Genomic DNA, 24286 nt, shown 5'->3' on the forward strand with positions numbered 1-24286 from the left:
CAATGGCAAGCCGCATCGCTGGGTTTGGCCACTACGCGCCAGATCGCCGCGTTGACAATGCGGAGATAGAAAACCAGCTTGGTCTCGAAGACGGCTGGATCGAGCGAAGGACCGGCATTCGTTCGCGGCGCTGGGCTCGCGACGGAGAACTGCTCACCGATATCGCAGCCAAGGCAGGGAGCGTTGCCGTTTACGACGCCCATGTCCATCCAGCCGACATTGCGTTGACGATCCTCGCCACATCGACGCCGGATCACCTGTTGCCGCCCTCGGCCCCGCTGCTTGCCCATCGACTTGGCCTCGCCAATTCGGGCGCGATTGATCTCGCAGGAGCATGCTCAGGATTCATCTATGCCCTTACGTTTGCCGACGGTTTTGTCCGCAGTCAGGGGCGGCCGGTCCTCGTGGTGGCAGCCAATATTTTGAGCAGGCGCATCAACCCTGTAGAGCGCGCGAGCGCTATTCTTTTTGCCGATGCGGCGGGCGCTGTCGTCCTCGCACCATCAGATAATACGAGACAGGGGCTCCTCGGTGTGGATCTCGCATCGGACGGAAGTCGCTATGATCTGATTTCCATTCCGGCTGGAGGCTCCAAAATGCCGTTTGCTGAGGGAATGGCCGTTGAAGAATGCCAGATAACCATGCGTGACGGCAGAGATATGTTTGCGCAAGCTGTGCAAATGATGACTCTTTGCGCCAAGCGGGCGCTGGCAAGCGCCAAGTTTGAGCCATCAGACGTCAGCAGGCTTGTCCCACATCAGGCCAATGCCCGTATCTTCGACGCCGTTGGCGAGAATATTGGCATTGAGCCTGACAGGATCGAGCGCACGATCGTTGAGTACGGCAACTCCTCGGCTGCAACCATTCCGCTCTCGCTGTCGCTGGCCCATCGCGAACGGCCGTTCGTTTCGGGAGAAAAATTGCTGTTGACCGCAGCTGGCGCCGGACTGGCGGGCGGGGCAGTGGTGCTTGGTTTATAGCGGCCGCGTCTAGACTACGCTTGTGTGGCCGACGTCAAGATCGCTCTCCGGACCGTCCTCCTTCCGGGCAACGCTTCCATATATTTGCTTCGGAAGACAATTGATCAGGTCCGCGAGGAACTGTCCTGGAGCAAGGATCGCAAGATGTAGCAAGCGTTCAACTTTTCAAGGAGATGTTGCTCGGCATGTAGTTGCAGAAATCGCTGCTTAGCGAAGCTTTAGCTGATTTTTCTTTTTCCAGATGGGATGGGGCGGTTTGAGTAGCACCACGTCGACGCGGATACGAATGCCAATGCTGGTGCTTCCTTCGAGCACTAAATCCATTCTTGAATCTGAATTCTTCGATGCTCCGATATCGGGAGCGCCTTACGGTTTACAGTTTCGCCGCAAGCTATTGATTTTAGACTGTTGTTTTGGCCAGGAGTTTACATATATCCAGTTGAAATCATTGAATTAAGATTGGACTTGTTTGCCGGACGCCTGTTGTGGAACTACTACATGGTTGAACCATGGACCAGGGACGCGCGGGTGCGTGCCGATATCGTGGGTGTTGCACCGGACCTTTCCGGCCTCGTCAGCGATCTCCTCGTGCAGGACAATGATCTCGTCAAGAAGGGCGACACGCTCTTCAAGGTGGACGTCCAGAGATTCCAGATCGCCCTTGACCAGGCCGAAGCCGCCCTTGCCGGAAGCCAGGCTTCGCTGGACCAGGCCGACGCCGCGAACCGGCAGGCTGCCGCCAATCTGGCGCTGGCCCGTCTCAACCGGGAACGTTCCGAAGTGAAGGCCCCGGTCAACGGAAAAATCACCAATCTCATCCTTCGGCCGGGAGACTACGTCACGACCGGCAGTCCTCAAATTGCCTTGGTGGACACCGACTCTTTCCGGATAGAGGCATACTTCGAGGAAACCAAACTTGCGCGCGTGCAGATTGGTGACGCGGCACTGATAAGGCTTATGGGACAGCCGGAAACCATCCATGAACATGTGGCGAGCATCGCCGCGGGAATTGAGGACTCGGAACGCACGCCGAGCAATGGCCTTCTTCCCAACATCAATCCCACCCTTCAGCTGGGTGCGGCTCGCGCAACGCATCCCGGTCAGGATTGTCTTCGATTCAGTCCCTCCCGATGTGCTGCTGGTTTCGGGAAGGAGCGCGACGGTGGAGATACATTAATGCTCACGTCATTCTCAAAACATACCTGCAACCCAGCGGCCTTTTGCGACCAACAACTCCGCACTGTCACCTTTAGTCGGATTGTCCCAATCCTGCACCTTGGCTTCAATTCGAGTAGCCTGGAAAAGTGCAGAATGATCGAGGAACGCCCCCCGTCAGGGGAATTCCGGTGCGACCGTACCAACTGACAGTTCTAGAGCCAAGCCAGGATTAAGCACAGCCATGGCCTTTAATCTCAAGATTAACGGAACCGCTCATAGCGTGGACGTCGATGACGACACTCCACTACTTTGGGTAATACGCGACGTGCTCGGCATGACCGGCACAAAGTTCGGCTGCGGCGCTGCCCTCTGTGGTGCGTGCACTGTCCATATCGACGGCATAGCAACGCGCTCCTGCATTACTACCGTCGACAGCATCGGCGATAGCGCCATCACAACAATCGAAGCGATCGGAGAGACGCCGCAAGGCGCGGCATTGCAAAAAGCCTGGCTGGACCTTGAGGTCGTTCAATGCGGCTACTGTCAATCCGGCCAGCTCATGTCGGCTGCCGCCCTGTTGACGGAAACACCGAAGCCCACCGACGAAGACATCAACAGCGCCATGTCCGGCAATGTCTGTCGCTGCGGCACTTATCAGCGCATTCGCGCCGCCATCAAGCAAGCAGCGGAGGCCTGAGCCATGGACACGCTTAATCTCGACGCACCGACTTCCGGATCCAGCACGTCGCGCCGCACCTTCCTGAAAGGCGGCGGACTGCTTCTCGGCTTCGCCCTGCTCGGTGGCACGACGACATCGGTCTTTGCAGCCAACGCAGCGCAAGTGACCGAAGATGAAGTAAAGGCTCCTTTCGCCCCGAATGGCTTCATTCGTATAGATCCCAAGGGCACGGTCACACTGGTCATGCCAATGGTCGAGATGGGCCAGGGGATATATACCTCCCTCGCCATGCTGTTGGCCGAGGAGCTGGAAGTCGATCTGAATCAGGTCCAGGTGCAGCATGCGCCGCCCAACGATGCGCTCTATGCAAATTCGATCTTGCATATTCAGTCAACCGGCCTTTCATCATCGGTACGAGCGTTCTGGACGCCATTGCGTCAGGCGGGCGCTGTCGGCCGCACGCTTTTGATCGCGGCTGCGGCCAAAGAATGGGGCAGTGATCCTGCGACCTGCAAAGCCGCACATGGTGTGGTCACCGACGAGTCCGGTTCAAAACATCTGAGCTATGGCGAATTGGCCGAGGCAGCATCGAAGCTGCCAGTACCGGCGGCTGACAGCGTCAAGTTGAAGGAACCGAAAGACTTCGCCCTGATAGGAACTCCCGCGAAACGGGTCGATGCTACGGTGAAGGTCAACGGAAGCGCGATTTATGGCATCGATATCAAATTGCCTGGGATGAAAGTCGCAGCAATTGCAATTTCGCCGGTGTTCGGCGGCAAGGTGAAGGCGGTTAATGAAAAGGCAGCCCTCGCCGTGAAGGGCGTGCATCAGGTCGTCAAGATCGATGAGGCTGTAGCGGTGGTCGCAGATCATCTGGGTGCGGCCAAGAAAGGCCTGGAAGCCGCTGCCATCGAATGGGATGACGGCCCGCACGCCACGGTAAACACTGCGGACATTATCAAGGAGCTCGAAGAAAAGTCGAAGCAGCCCGGCGCGGTCGCTCGCAATGAAGGCGACGCTGAAAAGGCGCTCGGATCGGCGGCACAGCGCATCGACGCGATTTACCAGGTGCCGTTCCTTGCCCATGCGGCGATGGAACCGATGAACTGTACGGTGCAAATGCAAAAGGACGGCTGCGAAGTGTGGGTGGGTACGCAAGCTCCGACATTGACGCAGATGGCGGTTGCTGATGTGACAGGGTTCCCCAAGGATGCAATCCGCATTCACAACCATCTGCTTGGTGGCGGTTTCGGCCGGCGACTGGAGCCAGATGGCACAGTATTGGCCGTCAAGATAGCAAGGCACATCGACGGCCCTGTGAAGGTGGTCTGGAGCCGAGAGGAAGACATCCAGCACGACATGTACCGGCCCTATTATTATGATCGGATGTCGGCCGGACTGGACGCTGATGGCAAGCCGGTCGCATGGACCCATCGTATCGCCGGTTCCTCGATATTCGCACGCTATCTCCCGCAATTGTTCGTCAACGGTCTCGACCCTGATGCAGTCGAGGCGGCAGCCGAACCGCCTTACGCCTTGCCGAATATCCATGTGGACTATGTCCAGGTTGAGCCTCCCGGTGTGCCTACCGCGTTCTGGCGAGGTGTTGGTCCAACCCACAATGTGTTCGTGGTCGAGAGTTTCATGGATGAACTCGCCCATGCTGCCAAACAGGATCCGGTTGCCTTTCGCAAGGCGCTGCTCGCAAACAACCCGCGAGCGCTCGCCGTGCTTAACTTGGCTGCGGAAAAAGCCGGGTGGGGGGCGTCAATGCCCGCAGGTCAGGGTCGCGGCGTTGCGGTAGCCTTCATTTTCGGCTCCTATGTCGTGCAGGTGGCCGAGGTGGAAGTTGGTCCTGACGGGGCCGTCAAGGTCAATCGCATTGTCTGCGGACTGGATTGCGGTATGTCGGTCAACCCCGATACGATCGAAGCGCAGATCCAGGGCGGCTCCATCTTCGGCCTAACTGCTGTCTTGCACGGTGCGATCACCATCAAGGATGGCCGCGTGGAACAAAGTAATTTTGACAATTACCTTCCGATGCGGATCGATGAAGTGCCCGTCATTGAAACGCATCTCCTCAAAGGTTCAGAAGCTCCAGGCGGTATCGGTGAGGTGCCTACCTCTATCGTCAGTGCCGCTGTCACCAATGCAATATTCGCGGCCACGGGCAAGCGGATCCGGACGCTACCTGTCGATCCGGAGATGCTGAAATCATCGTGAAGGCATCGCAACTCGGGGTGGACTAAATATTCACGTATGTACGCTCTGGGCGTTTTGTCAGCGACTAGGATGCAGACACTGGTCAAAAATCGATCTACAGATGTTGGCAAAGGAGCTCGGAAGAAACAACCGCCATGCACAATTGGCACCGAAGCTGAAGTGCTCGGCCTGTGGATCAAAGCAGCTTGGGCTCAGTGCGACGCCGGATTGATCATGGTGTGGCAGCGCGCCTTGCAAGCATTTTACCGTCCGTTGTTGCAATCGAAAATTTGAAACGTTTGTTGTCTTAAAAGGGAAATCTATCGGCCTGTCACGCCGAAAATCTAACCTCCTTATGGAATGGCCGGAGCCATGTCTGTGCCGAGGCGAACGTCCTGCCGGAGAACCAGTGTTGTGTCAGCTGGCTTCACACCGAGGAGTTTGGAGAGGAGTTTACGGAGTTTTCGGCGGATTCGATCAGCCTCTATCGGGCCAACGGCAGACACTATACCTGCGCAGGGGGAATGGGCTCGGGGTATCTTGGTCTGGAAATCATCACCGCAGAACTTGGTGAAGAACTTGCGAGAAAATGTGCCTCAATATTGATGATCCCCTTCGAACGTCGGACAAATGAGCAGCCAGCGCTCATTTTTTCAGGGGTGTCGAACCGGGTTGTTAAGCAAGCGCTGCGGGTTTTTGAAAGAACGATGGAAGACCCCATCAGCATGACAGACGTTGCCCGACGTATCGGAACAACGCGTCGACAGATGGAAAGAATCTTTAAGGAAGAACTCGGAAAGTCACCTTTGAGAGTGCGGGATCAACTCAGGGTACGAAAGGCAAAGCAGTTGCTCCTCGAGACTGATCTGAATTTCACCGAAGTTGCCGTCGCTTGCGGACTTTTGGGCATGAAAACACTGAACAGGGCTTTCGCGCGGGAAGGTGAGGCTTTGCCCAGGGAGCAGCGCGCTTCTCGGCTTTAAAGTATCAAACCACGACCGTGTCTCCTGGATTGTTAAACTGCAAGCTTCCAAAATCTCATCTTGCTCCCATGCCGGGATCTCAGGCCCGCGAGGTAGTCTTCATGAGAATCAATTGGGTTTCGATCCTTGATCGCCGCTGAAAGCCGCTTGGCTAAAGCTAAATGACGGGCGGCGTGCTTATATCGGGCAGTCCGTGCGCGGTCGAGCGCGAAGTCGATCATTGCACGCAGCGTGATGACTGATGCCAGGGCGTGTTTATCCCGCAGCACCTCGGCTGCGGATGTCAGGAATTCATAACGGTCACCATCAAGTTCTGCCGCTCTCGAAATTGCAAGCCTCGCCGCGTGATCCAGCGCTGGCCACGACACCAGGAATGCCAAGGCGCGGTGGACATCCGGATAGTGATCAACGGGGTGGCTGTCTGTGAGATCGGCCATGTTAATGGCGTCGAACGCCTCGGCCGTTCGCCCGGCGGCCACCAACTTGCGCGCAATTTCTGCGGCGACCGTCGGCTCTGATCTCGCTTCCTTATTCTGCTGTGCGATGAATGCGTCGACGTCTCCTTGAGCATCGGCGATCTGTTCCAGAGCCGTACGTATGGTGCGATCGCGTTTTCGGAGATTGAGGATGTCCTCATAGGATACTCTGGCATCGCTTCGGCCGTCAGTTCCTGGCAGAATGTCCTCGACGTGCTTTGACCATTCCACAAATAGCATCTTCAAATGGTCAAGACCCTCCAAGCCGAGGGCGGGCGCTAGCACCTCTATCAGCGTATCGTACTGGCCATAATCGTTCTGCTGCAAGGCACTGAAGGCGCGGTCCGCCAGGCGACGCGGGTTCTGTTCCGCTGCCATTGCGATCACGCCCAGATCCGTCAAAGCGTGACGGAAAATGGCCATGATCGTCCCATTGCTGTCGGCGCAACGACCAAAGACCGAGTGGGCCACCCCCATAAAGCGCCACATCACTTCCAGCGCTTCATCCACGTCGCTTCCGGCAATTGTTTCGGCGATGACACGACGCTGGGTGTCGAGATCGCTTTTGAGCGCTTTGACCCGCCGCCAGCCAATCTTCGATTTTGACCGATCAATGGATGACAGACGCTTGGCTACTTCCCGGGCGACCTCTTCGCCGCTCTGCATTCCCGCAAGTTCTATCCGCAAACGTCGTTTGTTGGCTGCGCTTCCCGTACTGATATCGATCAGCAACGCGGCCAGCCTTTCAGCGCCGAGCGCCTCAAGATTTTTTGCGTTCAATGTCGTCTTTGATGCCACTTGTTGTTCCTGCGTTCCTCGTCGTCGAGACCTTACAGGCGTTGATGGGCCGGGCCAACGATCCTCGGAAAATCGTCTAAATCAGAGTACCATCACCGCGGGGGGAGCGCCGCAATCTACGCAATTACTGCGATGAATTTGAAGGCCGTGCCATTGTCCCGTTGCCGAAACTGATTCCTCGGTCGTATCCGCAGCTGCCGTCCAATAAGCGCGAACGGCGCTGCTGCCATTAACCCGACGGCGACGCAAATCATCAACGACGGTCCGATGCCAGCCCATGCATGATGAGGCGAATACAAATGGTGCGGTCTAGGAGTATCAACCAAGGTTCAGTGCTTCGATACCAGTGTATAATTCAAAACCCCTACATTTTCGCCCACCATTACTGCCGCGAGACGGTGGCTTTGGGTAAGCATCGTCTCAATAACTGATAGCAACCGCCTGGTGCGCGGGCCAAATGATCGGAACGCAAATGAGAGATAATCCAAACGACAAAAACGGACAGCGTGATTGGAGTCATTCCGCGAGACTGATCTTCGGCAGGCCATGAACAAGGCCTTCTATAGCAGCGACGACCCTTCGAAGCAGGGGTACGACCGATGACGTTGGAAAGCTTGTTTTCCGCAGGCGCGGTCGTTGCGATATCCTCGTTACTTTGCGTTGTTTTCACGGAGCAGCGCTTGTGCCTCCGCAGGACATCACTCAAGAGCAATCGAGTTGCGAGAATGGACTGACGGGTCCAAGATATGCGAACAATATCCAAGACATCATGAGTCGCTTTGAGTTTTGCTGTGCCAGTCAGATTGTCGACGAACACTCAAATCTAAGGTCGTTCAATGAATATCGAAGTGCAAGACGCGAGTTTTCTGGTCCATCAGAAATTGCATCTGATCGCGAGTTCAGAAATTCGTTTCAATCCTGACCCTGAGCGACAAAGGATTGTCGGTCACCGCGTCAGATGTTTCAAGGGCAAGCTCCCATCCGGCGAGTTGATCGAACTAACAGTCGCACCAAGACTTGAATTGGACTCGGAACTGAGGATTTTTACCGAGCAATCGGCAAAGTTCCATGCCGAAATCTGGGTTACGGATGGCAGTGTGCGCGCCGATGTTAAAGTGAGCCACAACGCTCCCACGCTGATCACAATCGATAACGAACTGATAACCGTCCTGGCTGAGTTGCATCGCACTGCTGTTGCGGCGAATAGGCTCCCATTCTCCTTTGATGGCCGCCATGTCTCGAGGGAGGAGGTCAGTTTTTTGCGTCAAAGCAGACTTTGGTGACGGTTATTGCCGAATTCTGCGAATTGAATTGAAATGAACAACGGGCACATTTTGGCAAATATGAGCCACCCATTTTACCAGTGACAATTGAATCGCGCCGCTTAGGAAAGCCCCGGAACATTTGTTCTATTTCCGAGGCGGCAGAGTATCTGATGATGAAGTGGTGACAATGACAATCAACGCCGCCCACGGGATTATTTGCTCGAGTATGGCACCCCACAGGAATTGGGCTTGCGTCGAGCAAGCGAAGGCAGTTCTCAGTTTGGAGAGCTATACTGTCCCCACGGAAGTACCGTTGCAAGCAATATCGGAAAACTTCATTTTCAGAGTGAGAGCAGAACGTTTGTCGAGCCAGATGGCCCCGACCGGATCAGGTATCGCGACCCGGTCACGTTTTCGGAACCCTCAAGGCCCACGATATTCATGCAACGGAAACCGCGGTCATTCACAGTAGTCTAGCGGGGTATTCCAGTAGAAGGGATATTCGCAGGAATAGAACCCGAAATTATCGTCGCGGCGAAAATCCCGGAAGTGCTCCCTTCGTCCTTCGAACCGATTGTGGTGTGCCGCAAAGCCGCGTCCGTTGCCGAAGATGCCACCCGACCGGAAGACACCACCGTCAGATCGCGGGGCTACATTGCCGCGGTCTCCTCCGAAATTGCGGCCGATACCATGATCGCCCCTGCCAAAACCGCCGAAGCCTCGGCCGCCGGAAAATCCATGGCCTGCCCCAAATCCATGGCCTCCGCCAAATCCGCCGCCGCCGTGACCGCCACCGCTCACGAAGCCGCCACCACCGAATCCGCCGCTATGGCTGCCGCCTCCGTGACCTCCACCACCGCCGTGACCGCCACCGCCGCCACCGCGCGCCATCGATTCAGTCGCCGAGCCGACGGCCACCATTGCGCCCAAGGCCAGTACTGCCAAGGCTGTTACAGATTTTCTCATGATTTCACTCCTAGACTTGGTAGCTTCCGCAACTAAAACGGAGGCAAACCCAAATATGGGAGCGGCGGTGCGAAGCTTTAATTATACGATGGTTTCGGTAGATGTAGTCTTATGGCTTAATCGCTATTGTCGAGGACTTTCCGTCGGGAAAAGGGGAAGGTCACGTACTGACATCAATACCCTCCTTACCCACCCAAAGCGATCGAATGGTTTCAACACACCGCAGAGCGTCTTCCGTTGCGGGCATCAATATCCGCAGTAATAAGGATCACCGCCCCCGAAGACAAACGGGAACCCACATGAATAGTAGGGATTGTCCCAATAGTAGCCGCGGTGCCTGAAATGCCGGAAGTGACCCCGGTTGTGAAAACTGTGGCGTTCGAACCGGCCGCGGTGGCCGCGAAAGCCGCCGAAGTGATGGCCACCGTGGAAGCCGTGGTTCCTGAAGATTTGGTAACCGCCGCCGTGGTGGCCGCCATGACCTCCGTGACCGCGGGCCATTGATTCCGTCGCCGAGCCCAACGCCATTGCCACGCCCAAGGCGGCAACGGCCAGGATTGATACCGATTTTCGCATGATTTGCTCCTGATTATTGCTTCATTTCTTTGAGGGCATATCCGGACTTAGGGACGCTCGGCGGGGAGCGGTATCATACGTTGGTTTTACGAGCCTTAGACCTAAGCGAGCAAGCGACGGCGTCAACATCGCAGCGCGGCCAGCGCTGTTGCGCGGTCCTGTGTTTCCGGACGATGCAGTACGTTTGTCCAATTTACGAGTTGTCCGCGCAATCCAATTGCCATTGCAACAGTGCAGGATACTTCCGACTGCTTGACCACTTGTTGCCGCGGCCGTGGCGTCTCCTCCCTGCCACGGCAACCTGTAGCTGCTGTCCCAGAAGTGAAGGTGATTTGCAGGATGGAACCCGAACCTCTCGTGTTAATGCGCCGTAAACACTTCGGCTGGCGTTGAGATGAGGGCGGCATGCATTTCAAGAGTCTCCAGACCCGATAAAAATAAGTGACGAATGGAAGCGACCGATATGATTGTCCAATTTCCGGCCCGTCTGAGCAATTCGACAAGGACTTCTCAATGCTATCGTCGATGTCAAAATCGAGATGGAATGGAATGTTGAACATGCTTTCGGAGCGACCCGAATATGAAGTTCCGCCGCTTCGGGTGTCATGTCAATGAGAGTCGCACCTAGTTCGCTGGCCCAGTCCAATACTACCCTGACTAATGTTGCCGGTCAGCGCCCATGGGTATAGTTCGGTTCGCACTGAGGTTTCCGCACACTTTCTATGTATTGGCTGGCTTGATACTGTTTTTGGGCGGCGTCGCCAGCTATTCGATGCGGACGGATATCTTTCCCGAGATCAATATTCCGGTGGTGACGGTGGTCTGGAGCTACATCGGTCTCAGCACTCCGGAGATGGAACAGCGCGTCACCACCTATAGCCAGTATGCAATCAGCGCCAACGTGAGCGGGATCAAGAATATCGAAGCGCAGACGCTGAGCGGACTGTCGGTTCAGAAGATTTATTTTCAGGAGGACGTCAATCTGGACCTGGCGATTGCCCAGATCGTCTCCGCCACAAACTCGGTCCGCGCCCTCCTGCCTCCGGGAATCCAGGCACCGCTCGTCGTGCAGTTCAACGCATCAAGCGTGCCCGTCCTGCAGATCAGCCTGAGCTCCGATACCCTTAACGAGCAGCAGCTTTACGACTATGGCATCTATCGCATACGCCAGCAGTTGGCACCGATAGCTGGCCTCACGCTGCCGACACCTGCGGGCGGCAAATACCGCCAGATCATGGTAGATCTCGACCCTTCGAAGCTACTTGCCAAGGGTCTTACGCCACTTGACGTCGTCAATGCTGTCAACACGCAGAACCTGACATTGCCGTCGGGCACGGCCAAGATCGGCAATACCCAATATGTGGTACGAACCAATGCGACACCCGCTTCAATCGACGAACTCAACGACATTCCGGTCAAGGTCGTCAATGGAGCGACGGTTTTTATAAAGGACGTAGGTCAGGTACATGACGGCTGGCTCATTCAGCAAAATATCGTGCGCGAGGACGGCCGCCGATCAGTGCTTCTTAGCGTCATCAAGAACGGTAACGCGTCCACGCTTGAAGTGGTAAACTCAGTCCGGAAGGCGCTCGTCACCGCGCGTGCCTCCGCGCCGCCCGGCATGGAGATAAAGGAAATCTTCGACCAATCGGTATTCGTCAAGCAGTCCATTGCGGGTGTGCTACGCGAAGGTGCCATTGCCGCGGCCCTTACTGCACTTATGATCCTTGTGTTCCTGGGATCGTGGCGTTCGACACTGGTCGTCATGATAACGATACCGCTCGCGATCCTGTCGTCGATCGTCGTTCTGTATTTCCTCGGCGAGACGCTCAACACCATGACACTGGGCGGCCTCGCGCTGGCGGTAGGCATCCTCGTTGACGATTCGACTGTGACGATTGAGAACACCCACCGTTTGCTGACGGAGGAGGGGCAATCACTTCCGCAGGCAACGCTGCATGGTGCTGCAGGCATTGCGGTGCCGACGCTGGTTTCGACCTTGGCGATCAGCTGCGTGTTTACCTCGGTGGTGTTCCTTGAAGGGCCGGCAAAGTATCTTTTCACCCCACTCGGGCTTGCCGTCGTATTCGCCATGCTGGCCTCCTATGGCCTTTCGAGAACGCTCACCCCGATCTCCATCGGCTTGTTGCTCAAGAGCGAGCACCATGGTGCGCCAAGTTCCCGCTTTCAGGCGAGGTTCGATCACGGCTTCGAGGCGATGCGCGTCCGTTACGTGGGACTGCTGACGTTGCTGCTGACGCGGCGGCTGATCATGCCGGTCGTGGCAATCCTGATCCTTGCCCTTGGCGCAACATTGTCGATTTTTGTCGGCCGGGACTTTTACCCCGTAATCGACGGCGGGCAGATCCAGCTTCACGTCCGTGCACCTGCCGGAACACGGATAGAGGCGACCGAACGCATCTTCCAGCAAGTCGAGGACAAGATACGAGAAATAGTCCCAGAGAGCGACCGGGAGTTGATCGTCGACAATATAGGCCTGCCCGCACGGTCGTATAACCTAGCCTTCAGCGACGGCTCGACGATCGGCGTCAATGACGGGGTCATTCTCGTTGCCCTCAAACCCGGCCATGCGCCGACTGCTGGGTACCTGCGCAAGTTGCGGTTGGCGCTGCCGCAGGCCTTTCCTGATGTCCTCTTCTATTTCCAGTCGGCCGATATCGTCACGCAGATTCTCAATTTTGGTCTCCCTGCACAAATCAATGTCCGCACGGTCGGGTACGACCGTGTCAAGAACCTGCAGGTTGCAACAGAGCTGCGTCGCCGTATTGCCGCCATTCCCGGTATCGTGGATGCCCATCTGCAACAGGAGGTTAATGCACCGGAGTTCAATACGGTGATCGACCGTACCCGGGCAGCTCAGCTCGGGCTCAATGCAAACACCATCGCCAGCAACATCAACGTGAGCCTGAGTTCCTCGGAGCAGGTGACGCCCAATTTTTGGACAGACCCCGCAAGCGGCATTCCCTACTACTTGGCGGTTCAAACTCCTGAGTCAAAAATCAGTTCGCTGAATGACCTCGGAAATACGCCCGTCTCAACGGCCATATCTTCATCCGGAAACCAGATCCCCGGACTTCTCAGCAACGTTGCAACGTTCAAACGAGGGGGCATTTCGACCAACAGCAACCAGGCGAACATCCAGCCTCTGTATGAGGTCTTCGCCAGCGTGCAGGGCCGCGACCTCGGCACCGTTGCAAGCCAGATCAACGCCATCGTCACTGATATGCAAAAGCAGCTATCCCCAGGAAATACCATTCAGGTAGCAGGCCAGATTCAGAGTATGAACGATGCGTTCGTCGATCTTGGTATTGGTCTGCTGTTCGCTGCCGTGTTCGTTTACATGCTGATGGTGGTGAACTACCAGAATTTTGGGGATCCGTTTGTCGTGATCCTGGCGTTGCCGGCAACCTTGTGCGGCATTCTCACCATGCTCTTCATAACTGGAACGACCCTCAACGTACCCTCGCTGATGGGAGCAATCATGGCGGTCGGTGTTGCCTCGGCAAATTCCATCTTGCTTGTGACCTTCGCCAGGGAGCAGCAACTATCGGGCAAATCCGCTCATCAAGCCGCCATCGACGCCGGACACACCCGTATCAGACCCGTGTTGATGACCGCAGCTGCGATGATTGTCGGCATGATCCCCATGGCCATCGGCGGCCCCGGCGAGGAACAGAACGCCGCGTTGGCCCGCGCCGTTATCGGAGGTCTGCTGTTCGCAACTCCCACGACGCTCCTTTTCGTGCCTTACCTCTTCGCAGTGCTCCGCAGCGGACAGGATGGCAAGACCGCTCATGGCGTATTTAGGGAGGACCTCACATGAAACCTCCCAAACCCTCGAAACGACACGACAGCCAGATCAAGGATCCGCAACCGCAAACATCACGCAGAGGGGGTGGTCGGCTCGTTGGACTTGGCACTCTGCTTGTGCTCGTCGCATTGCTCTGCTTCGGCGCATGGAAATATCATTCGCGGGCCCAAGACGTTAACGCTACTCACAACCAGCTCCAGAATTTTGTGCCTACCGTGCACGTTGCCGAGATAAAGGCGAGTGGTAACTCGTCAAACGTCATTCTGCCTGCAACGACGTCAGCCTTCCAGGATATTCAGGTCTTCGCACGCGCCAGCGGTTACATCGAACAGCGCGAGGTCGATATCGGCGATCACGTAAAGAAAGGCCAGTTGCTGGCCAAGATTGCGGTGCCGGAATTGGATGATCAAATTCTGGAGGCGCAGGCTACGTTGGGACAGCTGCAGGCAACGCTCAAACAGGCGCAGGCCAATGCAGACCTTGCGCAGGTGACGTGGGACCGCGACAAGACGCTCGTTACCAAAGGCTGGGATACCCAGCAGCAGGGCACTATCGATGTCGAGACCGTGAAGGCACAAGAGGCGACCGTGGGTGTAGCCCAGGCCAATGTGAAGGCACAGCAGGACCAACTCCAGGTTCTCAACCAGCAAAAGCTCTATCAACAGGTCGTCGCACCTTTTGACGGAATCATCACCCAGCGCAACATCGACAAGGGCAGCCTTGTGCAGGCCGACACGACCAGCGGCACCTTCATGTTCGCCCTGATGCAGGACGACGTCATCCGCACGCAGGTCTTCGTGCCACAGGACGCGGCGTTCGGGATCAGCCCCGGCGACAAAACGATCATCCATGTTCCCGAAATCCCGGGTCGTGTTTTCACCGGAACGGTGACGCGAATGTCGGACTCGCTGCAGCCGGGCACCCGCACTTTGCTGGCCGAAATCGATGTGCCCAATACGGACGGCTGCTCGAACCAGGCATTTACTGCACCGTCGAGCTGCAAATCCCCAGCAAGACGGCCAGTTTTTCAGTCCCGTCCGAGGCACTTATCTTCAATTCCGACGGGTTGCAGGTGGCAGTTGTCGAGAATGGTGTCGTTCATTTGAGGAAGATATCAGTGGCAAGGGATTTGGGAACGACCATTGAAGTCAACGACGGCCTCAAACCAGGCGACAAGGTCATCCGCAACCCGCCCGTGCAACTGGTCGAAGGCACCAAAGTCAGCGTCGCCGCCGCCCCCGTCCCCGTTAAACCAGCGCGATAGTGGACAGGGCCGTGGTAACCACGAATACGCTTCGAACGTTCCAGCTCCGCCGCTACGCTTCAATCCTGGAACCTATGACGTCTGTTATTCCTATTCAAACCCGATTTGATATGGCCGCTATATTCGGTAGGAAGGTTAAAGTTATGGGCGATTCAACCGAGAACCACAATGCTATTGCGCAATGTACAAAAGAAGCACCACGAACCATATCCGCAATTGAACGCGCGCCCCTTAGGCGAACCCGCTTTCTTGTCGCCGCTCTCGGAGTCCAAGCGATATTAACGTTCGCGTTCGTGACAGTCGCAAAGGCGGGGCCCTGCACGAAGGAGATCGAAGCCCTCCAGGTTGATGTCGACGCCATAATCGAATCAAGGGCGGACTCTGGGCCTACACTCCCTGAGAGCCAAGCTGCGGGATTGCATCACGAACCTACACCAGATTCGATCGCGCAGGCGGAAGCGGAAGCAGGTGAGGGTGAGAAAGGCGAACAAGCCTTGGCGGCATTGGCCCGTGCGCGCTCAGCTGATCATGCTGGGAATGCACACCTATGTCGGGAAGCATTGCTCGACGCAAAGCGCGCGATCGCCGAGAACTAGCTTGTGGTTTTAAGCATGAGTGTCCAGTTCAAAGAAGCGAAGGCGACACCATGACATTATCGAACCGGCACCTGCTTCCGCGTCGTAACTTCTGCTTTTGCTGCACCGGAGCAGGTTTCGCCGCGACCGGCGGATGGCTGACGTCACGTGCAGCTTTCGCTGAGGCGCGCGGGCTCGTCAGCCCGATCAAAGACAGCGCCGCAACAGCTCCCCCGTTCTTCAAGAGAAAGCTGCCGCCCAAAGGGATAGGAATGCATTGTGACGTGTCCATTTTCCAGTTCATGTGCAGGTAGAAAGGATATCCCTATGCCCCATTCACATCCCCGCGCAACCGCACGCATAGCGGGAATACCGATCCGCGCTTTGCTCGCGCCTTTTCCCATTGTCTGCTTCATCGGCGCGCTGCTCACCGACATTACCTACTCGCGGACCGCGGAGATGATGTGGGCCGACTTTTCCGCATGGCTCGTCACCGTCGGCCTGATCATGGGTGGCCTCGCCTTCATAGCCACACTGGTCGATTTTCTCGGTGAGCCCCGCGTGCGTGTTCAGACATCCGTCCGGATCCATCTCGTCGGCAGCGTGATCCTGCTGGTTCTGGCCACGTTCAACATGTTCATCCACACGCATGACGCCTGGACTTCAGTCGTTCCCTGCGGCCTGACCTTGTCCGCGATAATTGTGGTCATCCTCCTAATTACCGAGTGGATGGGCTTCGTGATGATTTTCCGCGATGGCGTAGGCGTCTCGGCACCGTCGAGCCGTCCCCTGTTGATCGAGAACCGAAGCCAGCCGGTTGATGTCACTCAAGAGGTCCTGCGCTTGGGGTAGGCCAGCACCAGAAAGGATGCTCCGATGGAATGGGTTCTATATCGCTACCGGGTCTATCGCGCGCTCCGTTACGAATACAGCGGTGTGGACGCCTGGAGATACAGTGCGGGGTACAAGCAGCACATGCTTGACGGGCTGACCCCGGAGCTGGCCGTCGAATGGGAAAAGACCTTCGGCGTTGTCGAACGACCGTATTTCGGCGGTTTGTTTGACGATCGGCGTCAAAATCTCAAATCCCTGAGAAGGCAATTATAATATCTTCGTTCAACGAACGCCCTTTTGCTGCAATCCAAAATGCAGCCGTACGTCACATAATTCCAACAGCGTTTATCCTGCAGTGTCTGCAACAAATCTGATGTGGTCGCGGCCTCAAGGAAGTGTCAAGTTCTTCAAGAGAAAGCCGAATTCGTATGTGTCGCCGGCAAATCCTTGCCTGTTAGAGAAAGCTGCCGCCCGAAGGGATCGGGATGCACTGCGACGTGCCCCTTTTCCAGTTCATGCGCAGGCCGAAAGGATATCCCTATGCCCCATTCGCGTCCCCGCGCAACGGCCAGAAAATAGAAAGTAATTTCTACAGGATAGAAAATGAAAGAAGCCGGTCGACATATTGCGGCGGTATCTGCGGCATTAGAGGTATTGGCGGCTTTTGACCGTGACGTTCCTGTCCGTCTCAAGGATCTTTTTGAAAGGACGGGCCAAAACCGCAGTCGTCTGCTGCGCGTGTTAGGCACGCTTGAGGGGTATGGATTTATTCGATCAAACGTCGAAGTCGGCACATACGAGTTAGGCAGCACGATATTTCGGTTGGGTGGACTGGTTCACAACCCCTTCTCACGTATGGAAGAAAAGATAAGGCCCGTTCTAAAACGTTTGGTTTTCCAAACCAGCGACACCGCATTCTTCTCAAGGATCGAAGGGGTGCACCGGATCGTGCTGGTTGCTGAGGAGTCCCCCGACACGCTGCGTTTCACTGCACGGGAGGGACAGACCAGACCCCTTCACGTAGGCGCAACCAGCGAAGTTTTGCTGGCTCACGCTGACAACGATACCAGAGAAAGAGCTTTCGAACTCGTCGCCGCCAACGACCGCGCGGCGCTGACGGAAGACCTTGCCGCAATCGCAAAGCGCGGATTTGCCGTCAGTCATGGAGAAGTTACTCCTCATGGCTTCGAGATCTCCGTGCCCGTCCGCGGTCCGGCTGGCCAAATCGACGCGATGAGTATCGCGGGAGTTCTGAGCTAATTGAATGGAGACTTAACCAATCGCTACGTGGAGCTACTCCAAAGCGAAGCTGCCGCACTCGAAAAAGACTTCAAGAATTCTCCGGCGGCATAGGGCTGCCCAAAACATCCAAGGAGCATAAAATATGAGTCAGACACGTAAAGACGTAGAACGCGATTATTCTGAGTACAAAGAGGCGGGAAGGGTCTGGGGGCAAGTTCCGCTCGAACGCATCTCCAAAATAAAGTTCCCTCGTCCAAGCCAGGAAGTCATTGATCAATTTCTAGCTCTGGATGATCTGGCGACGACGGTCTCGGATGTCCTAGACTCGTTCGGCATCAAGGGAGCGGTGGCTGGGTCTCATCTGAAACAGTTGCATCCCAAAAGCACAGGAGTGACGAAATGAACATTCTTCGTAAAATTCTTATCGGTGCCGCCGCGTTGATGCCCTTGGATGCAAGTGCGGAATCTGTTCAGGTTGGAACACTCGCCTGCGACGTTTCCCAAGGAATAGGAATGATTGTCGTGGAGAAACAAAAACTGTCCTGCACATTCAAGCCCCACAAGGGCGGCAAGACCGATAACTATACGGGGTCGATCGACGAATACGGTGTCGCAGTGGGCGAAGTCGCATCAGGCCACCTGATCTGGGGCGTCGTTGCGGCGAACAGTGGGCTTCCGGCAGGAGCACTCGCAGGCGCATACGCAGGTGTCCGAGCGAATGCCTCGGTCGGCCCGGGCGCGGGCGCAAACATTCTTGTCGGCGGCACAGGCAAGGCGTATTCCCTGCAGCCGATTTCAGTCGAGGGCCAGGAAGGCATCAACTTTGCCGGAGGAGTTGCGACGGTCACTTTGAACACGGCACCTTGATCATTTCCATGGGCCGGCTGGTGGCTTATACTGGTGGCTTATAAATGAACTGCCTCGGACCAGTTGGGTCTGTGCCTGGCGAGTGACGGTTTTTGACAACGAGCATGCCATGAACGAAGAAGCACTCAACACTTCTCTACGCCAGTTCCTCAAACTGGTGGGCATTACCTCCCAGCGCCAGATCGAGACGAGCATCCGCGAGGCGTTAAGCGATGGTCGGTTGACGGGCAGCGAGAGCCTGTCCGTCAAAATCGTGCTCACTTTGGAGAAGGTCGATCTCGCACACACCATTGACGGGACAATCAAGCTTCAATGACGACTGCGCTCATGTGAACTCAGAGTGCATATTTTTATTGGCATCCCTGCCCACTGTGGCATTCGGAATGTTAGGAGCTTTTGTCGGCCCGACGCTTCCTGCGACGGCTTAAACGCTCTTGCAGGCGTCGATGGCCGGGGCCGATAGAGGCACCAGCGGGCCCTGTTGAAGGACTGAATATGAAAAGACAAACAACCGCTCTTATTCCTTTGCTGATGACTCTCGGACTGCTTCATCCACAGTTTGCATTGGCCGAGGATGACAGCGGATCGCAATTCGTTACCATCAACAAAATCCTAAGAGGTGAAGGAAAGCCCGGCGACACCGCTTCCGCCAGAAACGGGGAAGTTGTCTATACCGTTTTGGAAGGAGGGATCGTAGAACTCAAGAACTTGCGCTACGGCACGGTGCAACACTTCAGTCCGGTTATTCAGAACGACAACAACAGGACGAAATAATAAAACTTATTGCCGCGTCACTGCGTATCTTTATTGGTAGGATCCTGAAATTATCCCCCGACAATCAATATTTGGCGGACTTTTGCAAAAAACTCATCGAAATACCAATACACCATCTCGGATCAGCAACGGGTGCGAATGCATTCAAGATCCATCCATGCATCAAGGCTCGATTTGGATTCTCCCATCCGAACAATCCCGTCTCTTTCTTCGATTTCGATGAGGTCGGGAGCAGCTTTTGTGTTCGCCGATAAGAGGCTTCTCGAAAAGTGGGATGCGCCTGTCATCAAACAAGTGCCCGTCAATGGGACTACTGAAATCCAGAATGTCCATCTCGGCCACGTTCTCATTGAGCGCCTACTGGAGCCTATTCAGCTTCCAATCATTTCACAGGACACGTTAGCGAAAGAATGGCCATACCAGCTGGTATTTGGGCGCATATTTTTGCAAGCTTTTACGATCCTATATGACACACCGAACGCTCGTTTCTTCCTTCAACACTCAGTTGAGATTCCTGGCTGAGGTCCCCTGTCGATGACCGGCGGACCGAACTTGTCACGAGGTTAATCCGCGCCTAGTATTTGCAAAAGAAGCGCACTCGAACACCAAGGGGATGGGACTTCGGTGACATCATGGATGCGGCACCAGACACAGCACATCGCGTGGCCTACATCATCAACGGCGTCATACGGGTAGCTACTGTCGAGCCGTGGGTGACGCTGCTTGATCTGCTGCGGGAGGAGTTTGATCTTACGGGCGCCAAGAAGGGGTGCGATCACGGCCAATGTGGTGCATGTATGGTGCTTCTCAACGGTCATCGGATCAACAGTTGCCTGGTGCTCGCCGTAGGCCGCAACGGCTCTGTTGTCACAACCATCGAAGGCATTGGAGCTCCCGACGGGCTTCATCCCCTGACCTGACCGTCAACGAGCTGTCCGCTCGAAGGAGAGAGTTCGCGTTTCAATACATCGCGGGCCTCGCCGCTGATGACCGAGACAGGAGCGGCAACGGTCACGCGGGCCGCCGACCCGGCAAAATTTGCAGCTGCCACTCCCGCGCGGTCCGCGAATGACGCCTCTCGTCCCGATAGCGATTGCCCGGACAGCCGCCTCCCAAGCAGGCGTACGATCTCGGGACTGTCGGCAAAGGCATTGTGGCCGAGCGGATCGTTCGAGGCGATGGCGCTCGTGTCGATGACCGAAACGCCAAGTTCTTCAAGCACAGAGGCATATGGTTTGAGATCTGCGCCACCGACACGGTCGACGCCGCCCGAGAGCCAGCCAGAGACCTCCAGAGCCTTGTCGTGTGTCGACGTCAGGATCGCAAAATGCGGCCGCTTTGGTCCCATTTCGATGAACTGGCGGCGAAAGACATCGATATCGATGTCCGGGGATGCAAGGATGACATTCTTGACCTTGGCTGGGATAGACTTTTCGCGCATGGCAACACCGCGCAGTGCCTCCGCCGCGAGCCAGGTCCCCATCGAATGCGCGAGGATGGTCACGTCATCGACATCAGGGCTCCTGGTCGCCTGAATGATCAAGTCCTCCAAGGCACGGCGCGAGTAGTTGGCGCTCTCCTTGTCATAGAGGTAGTCAAAAACCCGCGCCCGCGATGGCCAGGCGAAGAGAATCGGTGCCGCATCGGTGCCCGAGTCGTGAACGATCTGGGCGAAGCGAAAGACGGCGTCGGCATAGGTGTTGTTGAAGCCATGGACAAAGATGAATTGTCCCCGGCGAGCGCTTCAGCACCCATGCCAAGGCTATCATCCCCGGCGTTACGCCTTCGGGCGGCAATCGCCTTCAAAGGTTCGGCATCGCCGAACTATCCGACCTTTTGCGGGTAGAACGGGATGAAGCCGATTGCCTCGCGCTCACAATACTCGAGTACCGCTTCGTACTTGCGCGTGGCAAGATTGAATTCGTTCTGCACTGTGGCGATGTCGACAACGGTGCGCGCCCTTTCGATCTCGTCGATGCTCACCTGCGACAGCCCTACGTGGCGGATTTTACCCTCGTCGCGAAGCCGCGCGAGCACGCCGATCGTTTCTTCGATCGGGATGTTCGGGTCGACCCGATGAAGCTGGTAAAGCTGGATCTGTTCGATGCCGAGGTCATGGAGGCTACCTTCGACGCCTTGGCGAAGGTGCGACTCGCTGCCGTCGATCTCGATGCCCCATGAGGTCGCGGTTGAGGGTCCTGTTTTCCTCATCCCGCCTTTTGTGGCGATGATAAGTCCCGCTGGATATGGCCGCAGAGTGTCGTGGATCAGGCGCTCATTGTCGCCTGGTCCGTATCAAGCCGCCGTATCGATGAAATTGACTCCCAGTTCTACCGCGCGGCGCAGAACCGCTTGAGCCGTCGGCACATCGGCCGGTGGTCCCCAGACGCCAGGCCCAGTAAGGCGCATTGCGCCAAAGCCGAGTCGGTCGACTCGTAAGTCTCCTCTGATCCGGAAATCGCCGATGCTGTTTTCTGTGGTCATAGTGCAATCCTCCAAGCGAGCGTTTGAGAAAGGGACTGCAGTTTGGTATAAGTGCGTAGCGCACTACATGGTCAATAGACATGCTGATTTCCGAATTTTGCCGTTGCACCGGACTCGCCAAGGAAACGGTGCGTTGCTACGCGCGGCTTGGGTTGCTGCAGCCGCAGGAGGGGCAGAAGGGCGGACGCCACCCCTATCTCATCTACAGCGAAGCCGATGTGCATTCCGCCGATGTCATTCGCGTCGGCCAAGCGCTCGGTCTCTCACTGCGGGAGATCGGCGACTTACGAGAGGCGCGTCGCAAAGGCGATCTGCCGATCGAGGACCGTCTGGCGATGATGAAGGATCAGCTCGCCCGACTAGAGGCGAAATCGGCCGAACTGGATCAACTCAAAGCTTATGTCCGGGCCAAGATTGCATGGCAGGAGGCCGGCGAGAGAGGTGAGGAGCCGTTGCTTGGTGATTTTGTGAACGCCACCGCTAGGATGCCTCAATATGTTGGGCGATGATTTTTGTCATTACCAGGCGTAGGACGACACGCTCGGCGGACGGATTTCGCTTGCCCGCGAATCGGCAATGCAGACCATCGAGCAGGCCGCAGACCAAGTTGGCGTTACATCACAAATCTGGATGGATTGGGAGTGTGACAGGGCCGCGCCGGAATCCTATCACATGCCGCTTATGACAGGGATACTAGGAATAGGTTTGCCGTGGCTCGTGACGGGGCAGGGACCTGGGCCCACGCCGTTCGTTTCGGCGTCGGACGTAGATGAGATTCGTCGTGAACTGCATACGGCAACTGTTGATGCGGTTCACGCGCAGAACCGCGTTCAGGAACTGTTGAGACAGTTGCAGAATCTGGATCTCTCGTAGAGCGAAAGTGGGCTAGATTGCCGTCCGACCGGACGAGCACCCCGGCGCGAAACACGATGACGTCGGCGAGACGAGCTGCTGACATCGCCTCTCGGAAACGACAAAGGCTATGGCTTGGTTGATTCCTACGTCGTTCCAGCGGAGCCAGAAAGAGAGCGCTCTCTTTCTGGCGTCCAATCTGGCTAGCGCACCCTGATGGCGGTATGACCCGGAGTGGCGGTTGATTGGTCCACTGAATTCATGTGCATCCTCGATCCCGAACTAAACACCCGATGGCTGGTGCCGATATGGGGCCGCTGCAAAGGAACGCCGTCAAAATCTTGCCTGAAGTCGCCAAGCGGTTCCTGATCGGTGTTCCCGGTAGGGTTCAAGCGGGAGCCGCCCATGGACTGGGATGAATTCACGCTGCCCATGGAGCTATCGAGAGACTGGCCCGAATGAAAGCCTCCACCCATGCCGCCGCCGTGGCCTCCGCCCATGCCCCCGCCGCGTGCAAAAGCGGAGGCGAACGGTGTGGTGACAAGCAAGGCGGCCAATGCCGTACGTAATACTAAAGAGCGCATGTTGAGCGTCTCCTGAACTTGAGGGCAAGGTCGTCGCCCTCTACTGCAAGTCCGTCTGGTTCCGTCGCGTCACGATGAATGTCGAGCCATCGTCGGCGGTTCCCGGCTTGCTAAACTGATTTATGATATACTTGTCGTAATTCAAGGTAACGATAAGTAAATTACATGTGAGAGGTCGTGAATTACATTGTCAGCAAAGCAAATATCCGGGATCAAGAAACGTCATCGCTCCACAGGCGAAACTCAATTCAGCGCGAATACATCTCCTGTTGTAAATGCCAGGGTCACGATCGTCGCCGACCCGACCAGAAGCAGCATTATCCAAATCGCATCGAGCTTTTTCATAATCTTATCCTTGTGCCCTGGGGTGACCGCCTCGATCTCAAAGATGTTTCATCAGAGACAGGCGGAAGTGGTGATGAGCCAGAAACGTACGGCTTCCGGAATAATAGGATCGGTAACAGGCAGGAGCTGCCGACGGAGCTTCGTCGCTGAAGCTGCTACGGTCATGCAGAATAGGATGATCAAGTATTGAACTGCTTCATGGCGGCCACTCCTTCGCAACTCGTCAATATAGGATAACGAGGCGACGGTGGATGATCCATCATACAGACGTGCGGGTGAATAGCGCCTTGGTTTGTAAAAGTCATACTTTAGTTTGCTGGCCTGTGGCAATGCAACGCGCCCTTGCGGCGGAGTAAACCTGCGCGAGTTATGGTATTGAGAATTATCCAAGCTGTGTAATCGATTTACTGTTTTCTATTTGCAATCAATCGGATTGTAGGGGGAATCGCATGTCAAGATTTTCACCTCTTGCTGCAGGACTCATTACCTCAGCGATTTTCCTGTTGGACACTTTGACGGAATTGGACATTGCCATCGCCGTCCTCTACGT

General features: G+C 56.0%; 22 protein-coding genes and 3 pseudogenes. 20 read left to right on the forward strand and 5 right to left on the reverse strand.

Features of this window, described 5'->3' with window-relative positions:
* Positions 1 to 2: 2 nt before the first annotated feature.
* From PHA01_RS27450 to PHA01_RS27470, 5 genes and pseudogenes are all read left to right on the forward strand, one after another.
* A complete protein-coding gene (locus PHA01_RS27450) occupies positions 3 to 980 on the forward strand; it encodes a beta-ketoacyl-ACP synthase III (protein WP_417021055.1) in 978 nt (325 codons plus the stop codon).
* Positions 981 to 1388: 408 nt separating this feature from the next.
* A pseudogene (locus PHA01_RS27455) lies at positions 1389 to 2157 on the forward strand (HlyD family secretion protein).
* Between the two features lie 222 nt (positions 2158 to 2379).
* Complete coding sequence (locus tag PHA01_RS27460; protein ID WP_271899443.1) at positions 2380 to 2835, forward strand: (2Fe-2S)-binding protein; 456 nt, start codon at positions 2380 to 2382, stop codon at positions 2833 to 2835.
* Between the two features lie 3 nt (positions 2836 to 2838).
* A complete protein-coding gene (locus PHA01_RS27465) occupies positions 2839 to 5040 on the forward strand; it encodes a xanthine dehydrogenase family protein molybdopterin-binding subunit (protein WP_271899444.1) in 2202 nt (733 codons plus the stop codon).
* A 503-nt stretch (positions 5041 to 5543) separates the two neighbouring features.
* Entirely contained in the window at positions 5544 to 6002 is a 459-nt protein-coding gene (locus tag PHA01_RS27470; RefSeq protein WP_271899445.1) for a helix-turn-helix domain-containing protein, read from the forward strand.
* A 32-nt stretch (positions 6003 to 6034) separates the two neighbouring features.
* On the opposite strand, the gene PHA01_RS27475 is transcribed toward PHA01_RS27470, so the two are convergent.
* Positions 6035 to 7276, reverse strand: a complete 1242-nt coding sequence (locus tag PHA01_RS27475) for a DUF6880 family protein (RefSeq protein ID WP_271899446.1) — start codon at positions 7274 to 7276, stop codon at positions 6035 to 6037.
* An 836-nt stretch (positions 7277 to 8112) separates the two neighbouring features.
* On the opposite strand from PHA01_RS27475, the gene PHA01_RS27480 reads away from it, so the two are divergent.
* Complete coding sequence (locus tag PHA01_RS27480) at positions 8113 to 8559, forward strand: hypothetical protein (RefSeq protein ID WP_271899447.1); 447 nt, start codon at positions 8113 to 8115, stop codon at positions 8557 to 8559.
* A gap of 441 nt (positions 8560 to 9000) precedes the next feature.
* Here the strand turns inward: PHA01_RS27480 and PHA01_RS27485 are convergent, their stop codons facing one another.
* Positions 9001 to 9507 carry a hypothetical protein gene (locus tag PHA01_RS27485; RefSeq protein ID WP_271899448.1) on the reverse strand — a complete coding sequence of 169 codons (507 nt, stop codon included), beginning with the start codon at positions 9505 to 9507 and terminating at the stop codon, positions 9001 to 9003.
* Positions 9508 to 9849: 342 nt separating this feature from the next.
* Here PHA01_RS27485 and PHA01_RS27490 point away from each other — a divergent pair, with 342 nt between their 5' ends.
* The 13 genes from PHA01_RS27490 to PHA01_RS27555 all read left to right on the forward strand — a co-directional run bounded on the left by PHA01_RS27490 (position 9850) and on the right by PHA01_RS27555 (position 20391).
* Positions 9850 to 10011, forward strand: a complete 162-nt coding sequence (locus PHA01_RS27490; RefSeq protein WP_271899449.1) for a hypothetical protein — start codon at positions 9850 to 9852, stop codon at positions 10009 to 10011.
* A 751-nt stretch (positions 10012 to 10762) separates the two neighbouring features.
* A complete protein-coding gene (locus PHA01_RS27495) occupies positions 10763 to 13927 on the forward strand; it encodes an efflux RND transporter permease subunit (RefSeq protein ID WP_271899450.1) in 3165 nt (1054 codons plus the stop codon).
* Positions 13924 to 15021 carry an efflux RND transporter periplasmic adaptor subunit gene (locus PHA01_RS27500; protein WP_271899451.1) on the forward strand — a complete coding sequence of 366 codons (1098 nt, stop codon included), beginning with the start codon at positions 13924 to 13926 and terminating at the stop codon, positions 15019 to 15021. Before PHA01_RS27495 ends, PHA01_RS27500 begins: the two co-directional genes overlap by 4 nt.
* Complete coding sequence (locus PHA01_RS27505) at positions 14988 to 15179, forward strand: hypothetical protein (RefSeq protein ID WP_465248745.1); 192 nt, start codon at positions 14988 to 14990, stop codon at positions 15177 to 15179. The genes PHA01_RS27500 and PHA01_RS27505 overlap by 34 nt, the downstream gene beginning before the upstream one ends.
* Before the next feature lie 902 nt (positions 15180 to 16081).
* On the forward strand, positions 16082 to 16606 hold the full coding sequence (locus PHA01_RS27515; RefSeq protein ID WP_334312059.1) for a DUF2231 domain-containing protein: 525 nt from the start codon (positions 16082 to 16084) through the stop codon (positions 16604 to 16606).
* A 24-nt stretch (positions 16607 to 16630) separates the two neighbouring features.
* Entirely contained in the window at positions 16631 to 16861 is a 231-nt protein-coding gene (locus PHA01_RS27520; RefSeq protein ID WP_271899453.1) for a hypothetical protein, read from the forward strand.
* Between the two features lie 330 nt (positions 16862 to 17191).
* Entirely contained in the window at positions 17192 to 17848 is a 657-nt protein-coding gene (locus PHA01_RS27525; RefSeq protein ID WP_271899454.1) for an IclR family transcriptional regulator, read from the forward strand.
* 124 nt (positions 17849 to 17972) lie between these two features.
* Positions 17973 to 18233 carry a hypothetical protein gene (locus PHA01_RS27530; protein ID WP_271899455.1) on the forward strand — a complete coding sequence of 87 codons (261 nt, stop codon included), beginning with the start codon at positions 17973 to 17975 and terminating at the stop codon, positions 18231 to 18233.
* Positions 18230 to 18697 carry a DUF992 domain-containing protein gene (locus PHA01_RS27535; RefSeq protein ID WP_271899456.1) on the forward strand — a complete coding sequence of 156 codons (468 nt, stop codon included), beginning with the start codon at positions 18230 to 18232 and terminating at the stop codon, positions 18695 to 18697. The genes PHA01_RS27530 and PHA01_RS27535 overlap by 4 nt, the downstream gene beginning before the upstream one ends.
* A 109-nt stretch (positions 18698 to 18806) precedes the next feature.
* Positions 18807 to 19013, forward strand: coding sequence for a DUF6494 family protein (locus PHA01_RS27540; protein WP_271899457.1), 207 nt, complete (start codon positions 18807 to 18809; stop codon positions 19011 to 19013).
* 179 nt (positions 19014 to 19192) lie between these two features.
* Positions 19193 to 19471 carry a hypothetical protein gene (locus tag PHA01_RS27545; RefSeq protein WP_271899458.1) on the forward strand — a complete coding sequence of 93 codons (279 nt, stop codon included), beginning with the start codon at positions 19193 to 19195 and terminating at the stop codon, positions 19469 to 19471.
* Between the two features lie 240 nt (positions 19472 to 19711).
* A complete protein-coding gene (locus tag PHA01_RS27550; RefSeq protein ID WP_271899459.1) occupies positions 19712 to 19993 on the forward strand; it encodes a hypothetical protein in 282 nt (93 codons plus the stop codon).
* A gap of 110 nt (positions 19994 to 20103) precedes the next feature.
* A complete protein-coding gene (locus tag PHA01_RS27555; RefSeq protein WP_334312060.1) occupies positions 20104 to 20391 on the forward strand; it encodes a (2Fe-2S)-binding protein in 288 nt (95 codons plus the stop codon).
* Here the strand turns inward: PHA01_RS27555 and PHA01_RS27560 are convergent.
* Both PHA01_RS27560 and PHA01_RS27565 read right to left on the reverse strand, forming a co-directional pair.
* Positions 20376 to 21194, reverse strand: a pseudogene (locus tag PHA01_RS27560) (alpha/beta hydrolase); the annotation flags it as partial. The gene PHA01_RS27555 and the pseudogene PHA01_RS27560 overlap by 16 nt on opposite strands.
* A 101-nt stretch (positions 21195 to 21295) precedes the next feature.
* Positions 21296 to 21955, reverse strand: a pseudogene (locus PHA01_RS27565) (aldo/keto reductase).
* Between the two features lie 80 nt (positions 21956 to 22035).
* Between PHA01_RS27565 and PHA01_RS27575 the strand changes: the two are divergent.
* Positions 22036 to 22464 (forward strand): MerR family transcriptional regulator, encoded by a 429-nt coding sequence (locus PHA01_RS27575; protein WP_271899461.1) that lies wholly within the window; start codon positions 22036 to 22038, stop codon positions 22462 to 22464.
* A 546-nt stretch (positions 22465 to 23010) separates the two neighbouring features.
* Here the strand turns inward: PHA01_RS27575 and PHA01_RS27580 are convergent.
* The gene (locus PHA01_RS27580; RefSeq protein ID WP_271899462.1) at positions 23011 to 23391 is read right to left on the reverse strand and encodes a hypothetical protein; all 381 of its coding nucleotides are present in this window, start codon (positions 23389 to 23391) and stop codon (positions 23011 to 23013) included.
* Positions 23392 to 24286 lie beyond the last annotated feature (895 nt).

It is taken from the genome of Candidatus Phyllobacterium onerii (assembly GCF_028331445.1).
GTDB classification, from domain to species: Bacteria; Pseudomonadota; Alphaproteobacteria; order Rhizobiales; family Rhizobiaceae; genus Phyllobacterium; species Phyllobacterium onerii.

Excerpts from the sequence above, each read along its gene's own strand:
- PHA01_RS27465 (WP_271899444.1), top strand. The coding sequence starts at position 2,839 with ATGGACACGCTTAATCTCGACGCACCGACTTCCGGATCCAGCACGTCG.
- PHA01_RS27535 (WP_271899456.1), top strand. The coding sequence starts at position 18,230 with ATGAACATTCTTCGTAAAATTCTTATCGGTGCCGCCGCGTTGATGCCC.
- PHA01_RS27460 (WP_271899443.1), top strand. The coding sequence starts at position 2,380 with ATGGCCTTTAATCTCAAGATTAACGGAACCGCTCATAGCGTGGACGTC.
- PHA01_RS27490 (WP_271899449.1), top strand. The coding sequence starts at position 9,850 with ATGCCGGAAGTGACCCCGGTTGTGAAAACTGTGGCGTTCGAACCGGCC.
- PHA01_RS27575 (WP_271899461.1), top strand. The coding sequence starts at position 22,036 with ATGCTGATTTCCGAATTTTGCCGTTGCACCGGACTCGCCAAGGAAACG.
- PHA01_RS27485 (WP_271899448.1), bottom strand. The coding sequence starts at position 9,507 with ATGAGAAAATCTGTAACAGCCTTGGCAGTACTGGCCTTGGGCGCAATG.
- PHA01_RS27520 (WP_271899453.1), top strand. The coding sequence starts at position 16,631 with ATGGAATGGGTTCTATATCGCTACCGGGTCTATCGCGCGCTCCGTTAC.
- PHA01_RS27450 (WP_417021055.1), top strand. The coding sequence starts at position 3 with ATGGCAAGCCGCATCGCTGGGTTTGGCCACTACGCGCCAGATCGCCGC.
- PHA01_RS27555 (WP_334312060.1), top strand. The coding sequence starts at position 20,104 with ATGGATGCGGCACCAGACACAGCACATCGCGTGGCCTACATCATCAAC.
- PHA01_RS27530 (WP_271899455.1), top strand. The coding sequence starts at position 17,973 with ATGAGTCAGACACGTAAAGACGTAGAACGCGATTATTCTGAGTACAAA.
- PHA01_RS27480 (WP_271899447.1), top strand. The coding sequence starts at position 8,113 with ATGAATATCGAAGTGCAAGACGCGAGTTTTCTGGTCCATCAGAAATTG.
- PHA01_RS27515 (WP_334312059.1), top strand. The coding sequence starts at position 16,082 with ATGCCCCATTCACATCCCCGCGCAACCGCACGCATAGCGGGAATACCG.
- PHA01_RS27500 (WP_271899451.1), top strand. The coding sequence starts at position 13,924 with ATGAAACCTCCCAAACCCTCGAAACGACACGACAGCCAGATCAAGGAT.
- PHA01_RS27495 (WP_271899450.1), top strand. The coding sequence starts at position 10,763 with ATGGGTATAGTTCGGTTCGCACTGAGGTTTCCGCACACTTTCTATGTA.
- PHA01_RS27580 (WP_271899462.1), bottom strand. The coding sequence starts at position 23,391 with ATGCGCTCTTTAGTATTACGTACGGCATTGGCCGCCTTGCTTGTCACC.
- PHA01_RS27540 (WP_271899457.1), top strand. The coding sequence starts at position 18,807 with ATGAACGAAGAAGCACTCAACACTTCTCTACGCCAGTTCCTCAAACTG.
- PHA01_RS27470 (WP_271899445.1), top strand. The coding sequence starts at position 5,544 with ATGGGCTCGGGGTATCTTGGTCTGGAAATCATCACCGCAGAACTTGGT.
- PHA01_RS27545 (WP_271899458.1), top strand. The coding sequence starts at position 19,193 with ATGAAAAGACAAACAACCGCTCTTATTCCTTTGCTGATGACTCTCGGA.
- PHA01_RS27525 (WP_271899454.1), top strand. The coding sequence starts at position 17,192 with ATGAAAGAAGCCGGTCGACATATTGCGGCGGTATCTGCGGCATTAGAG.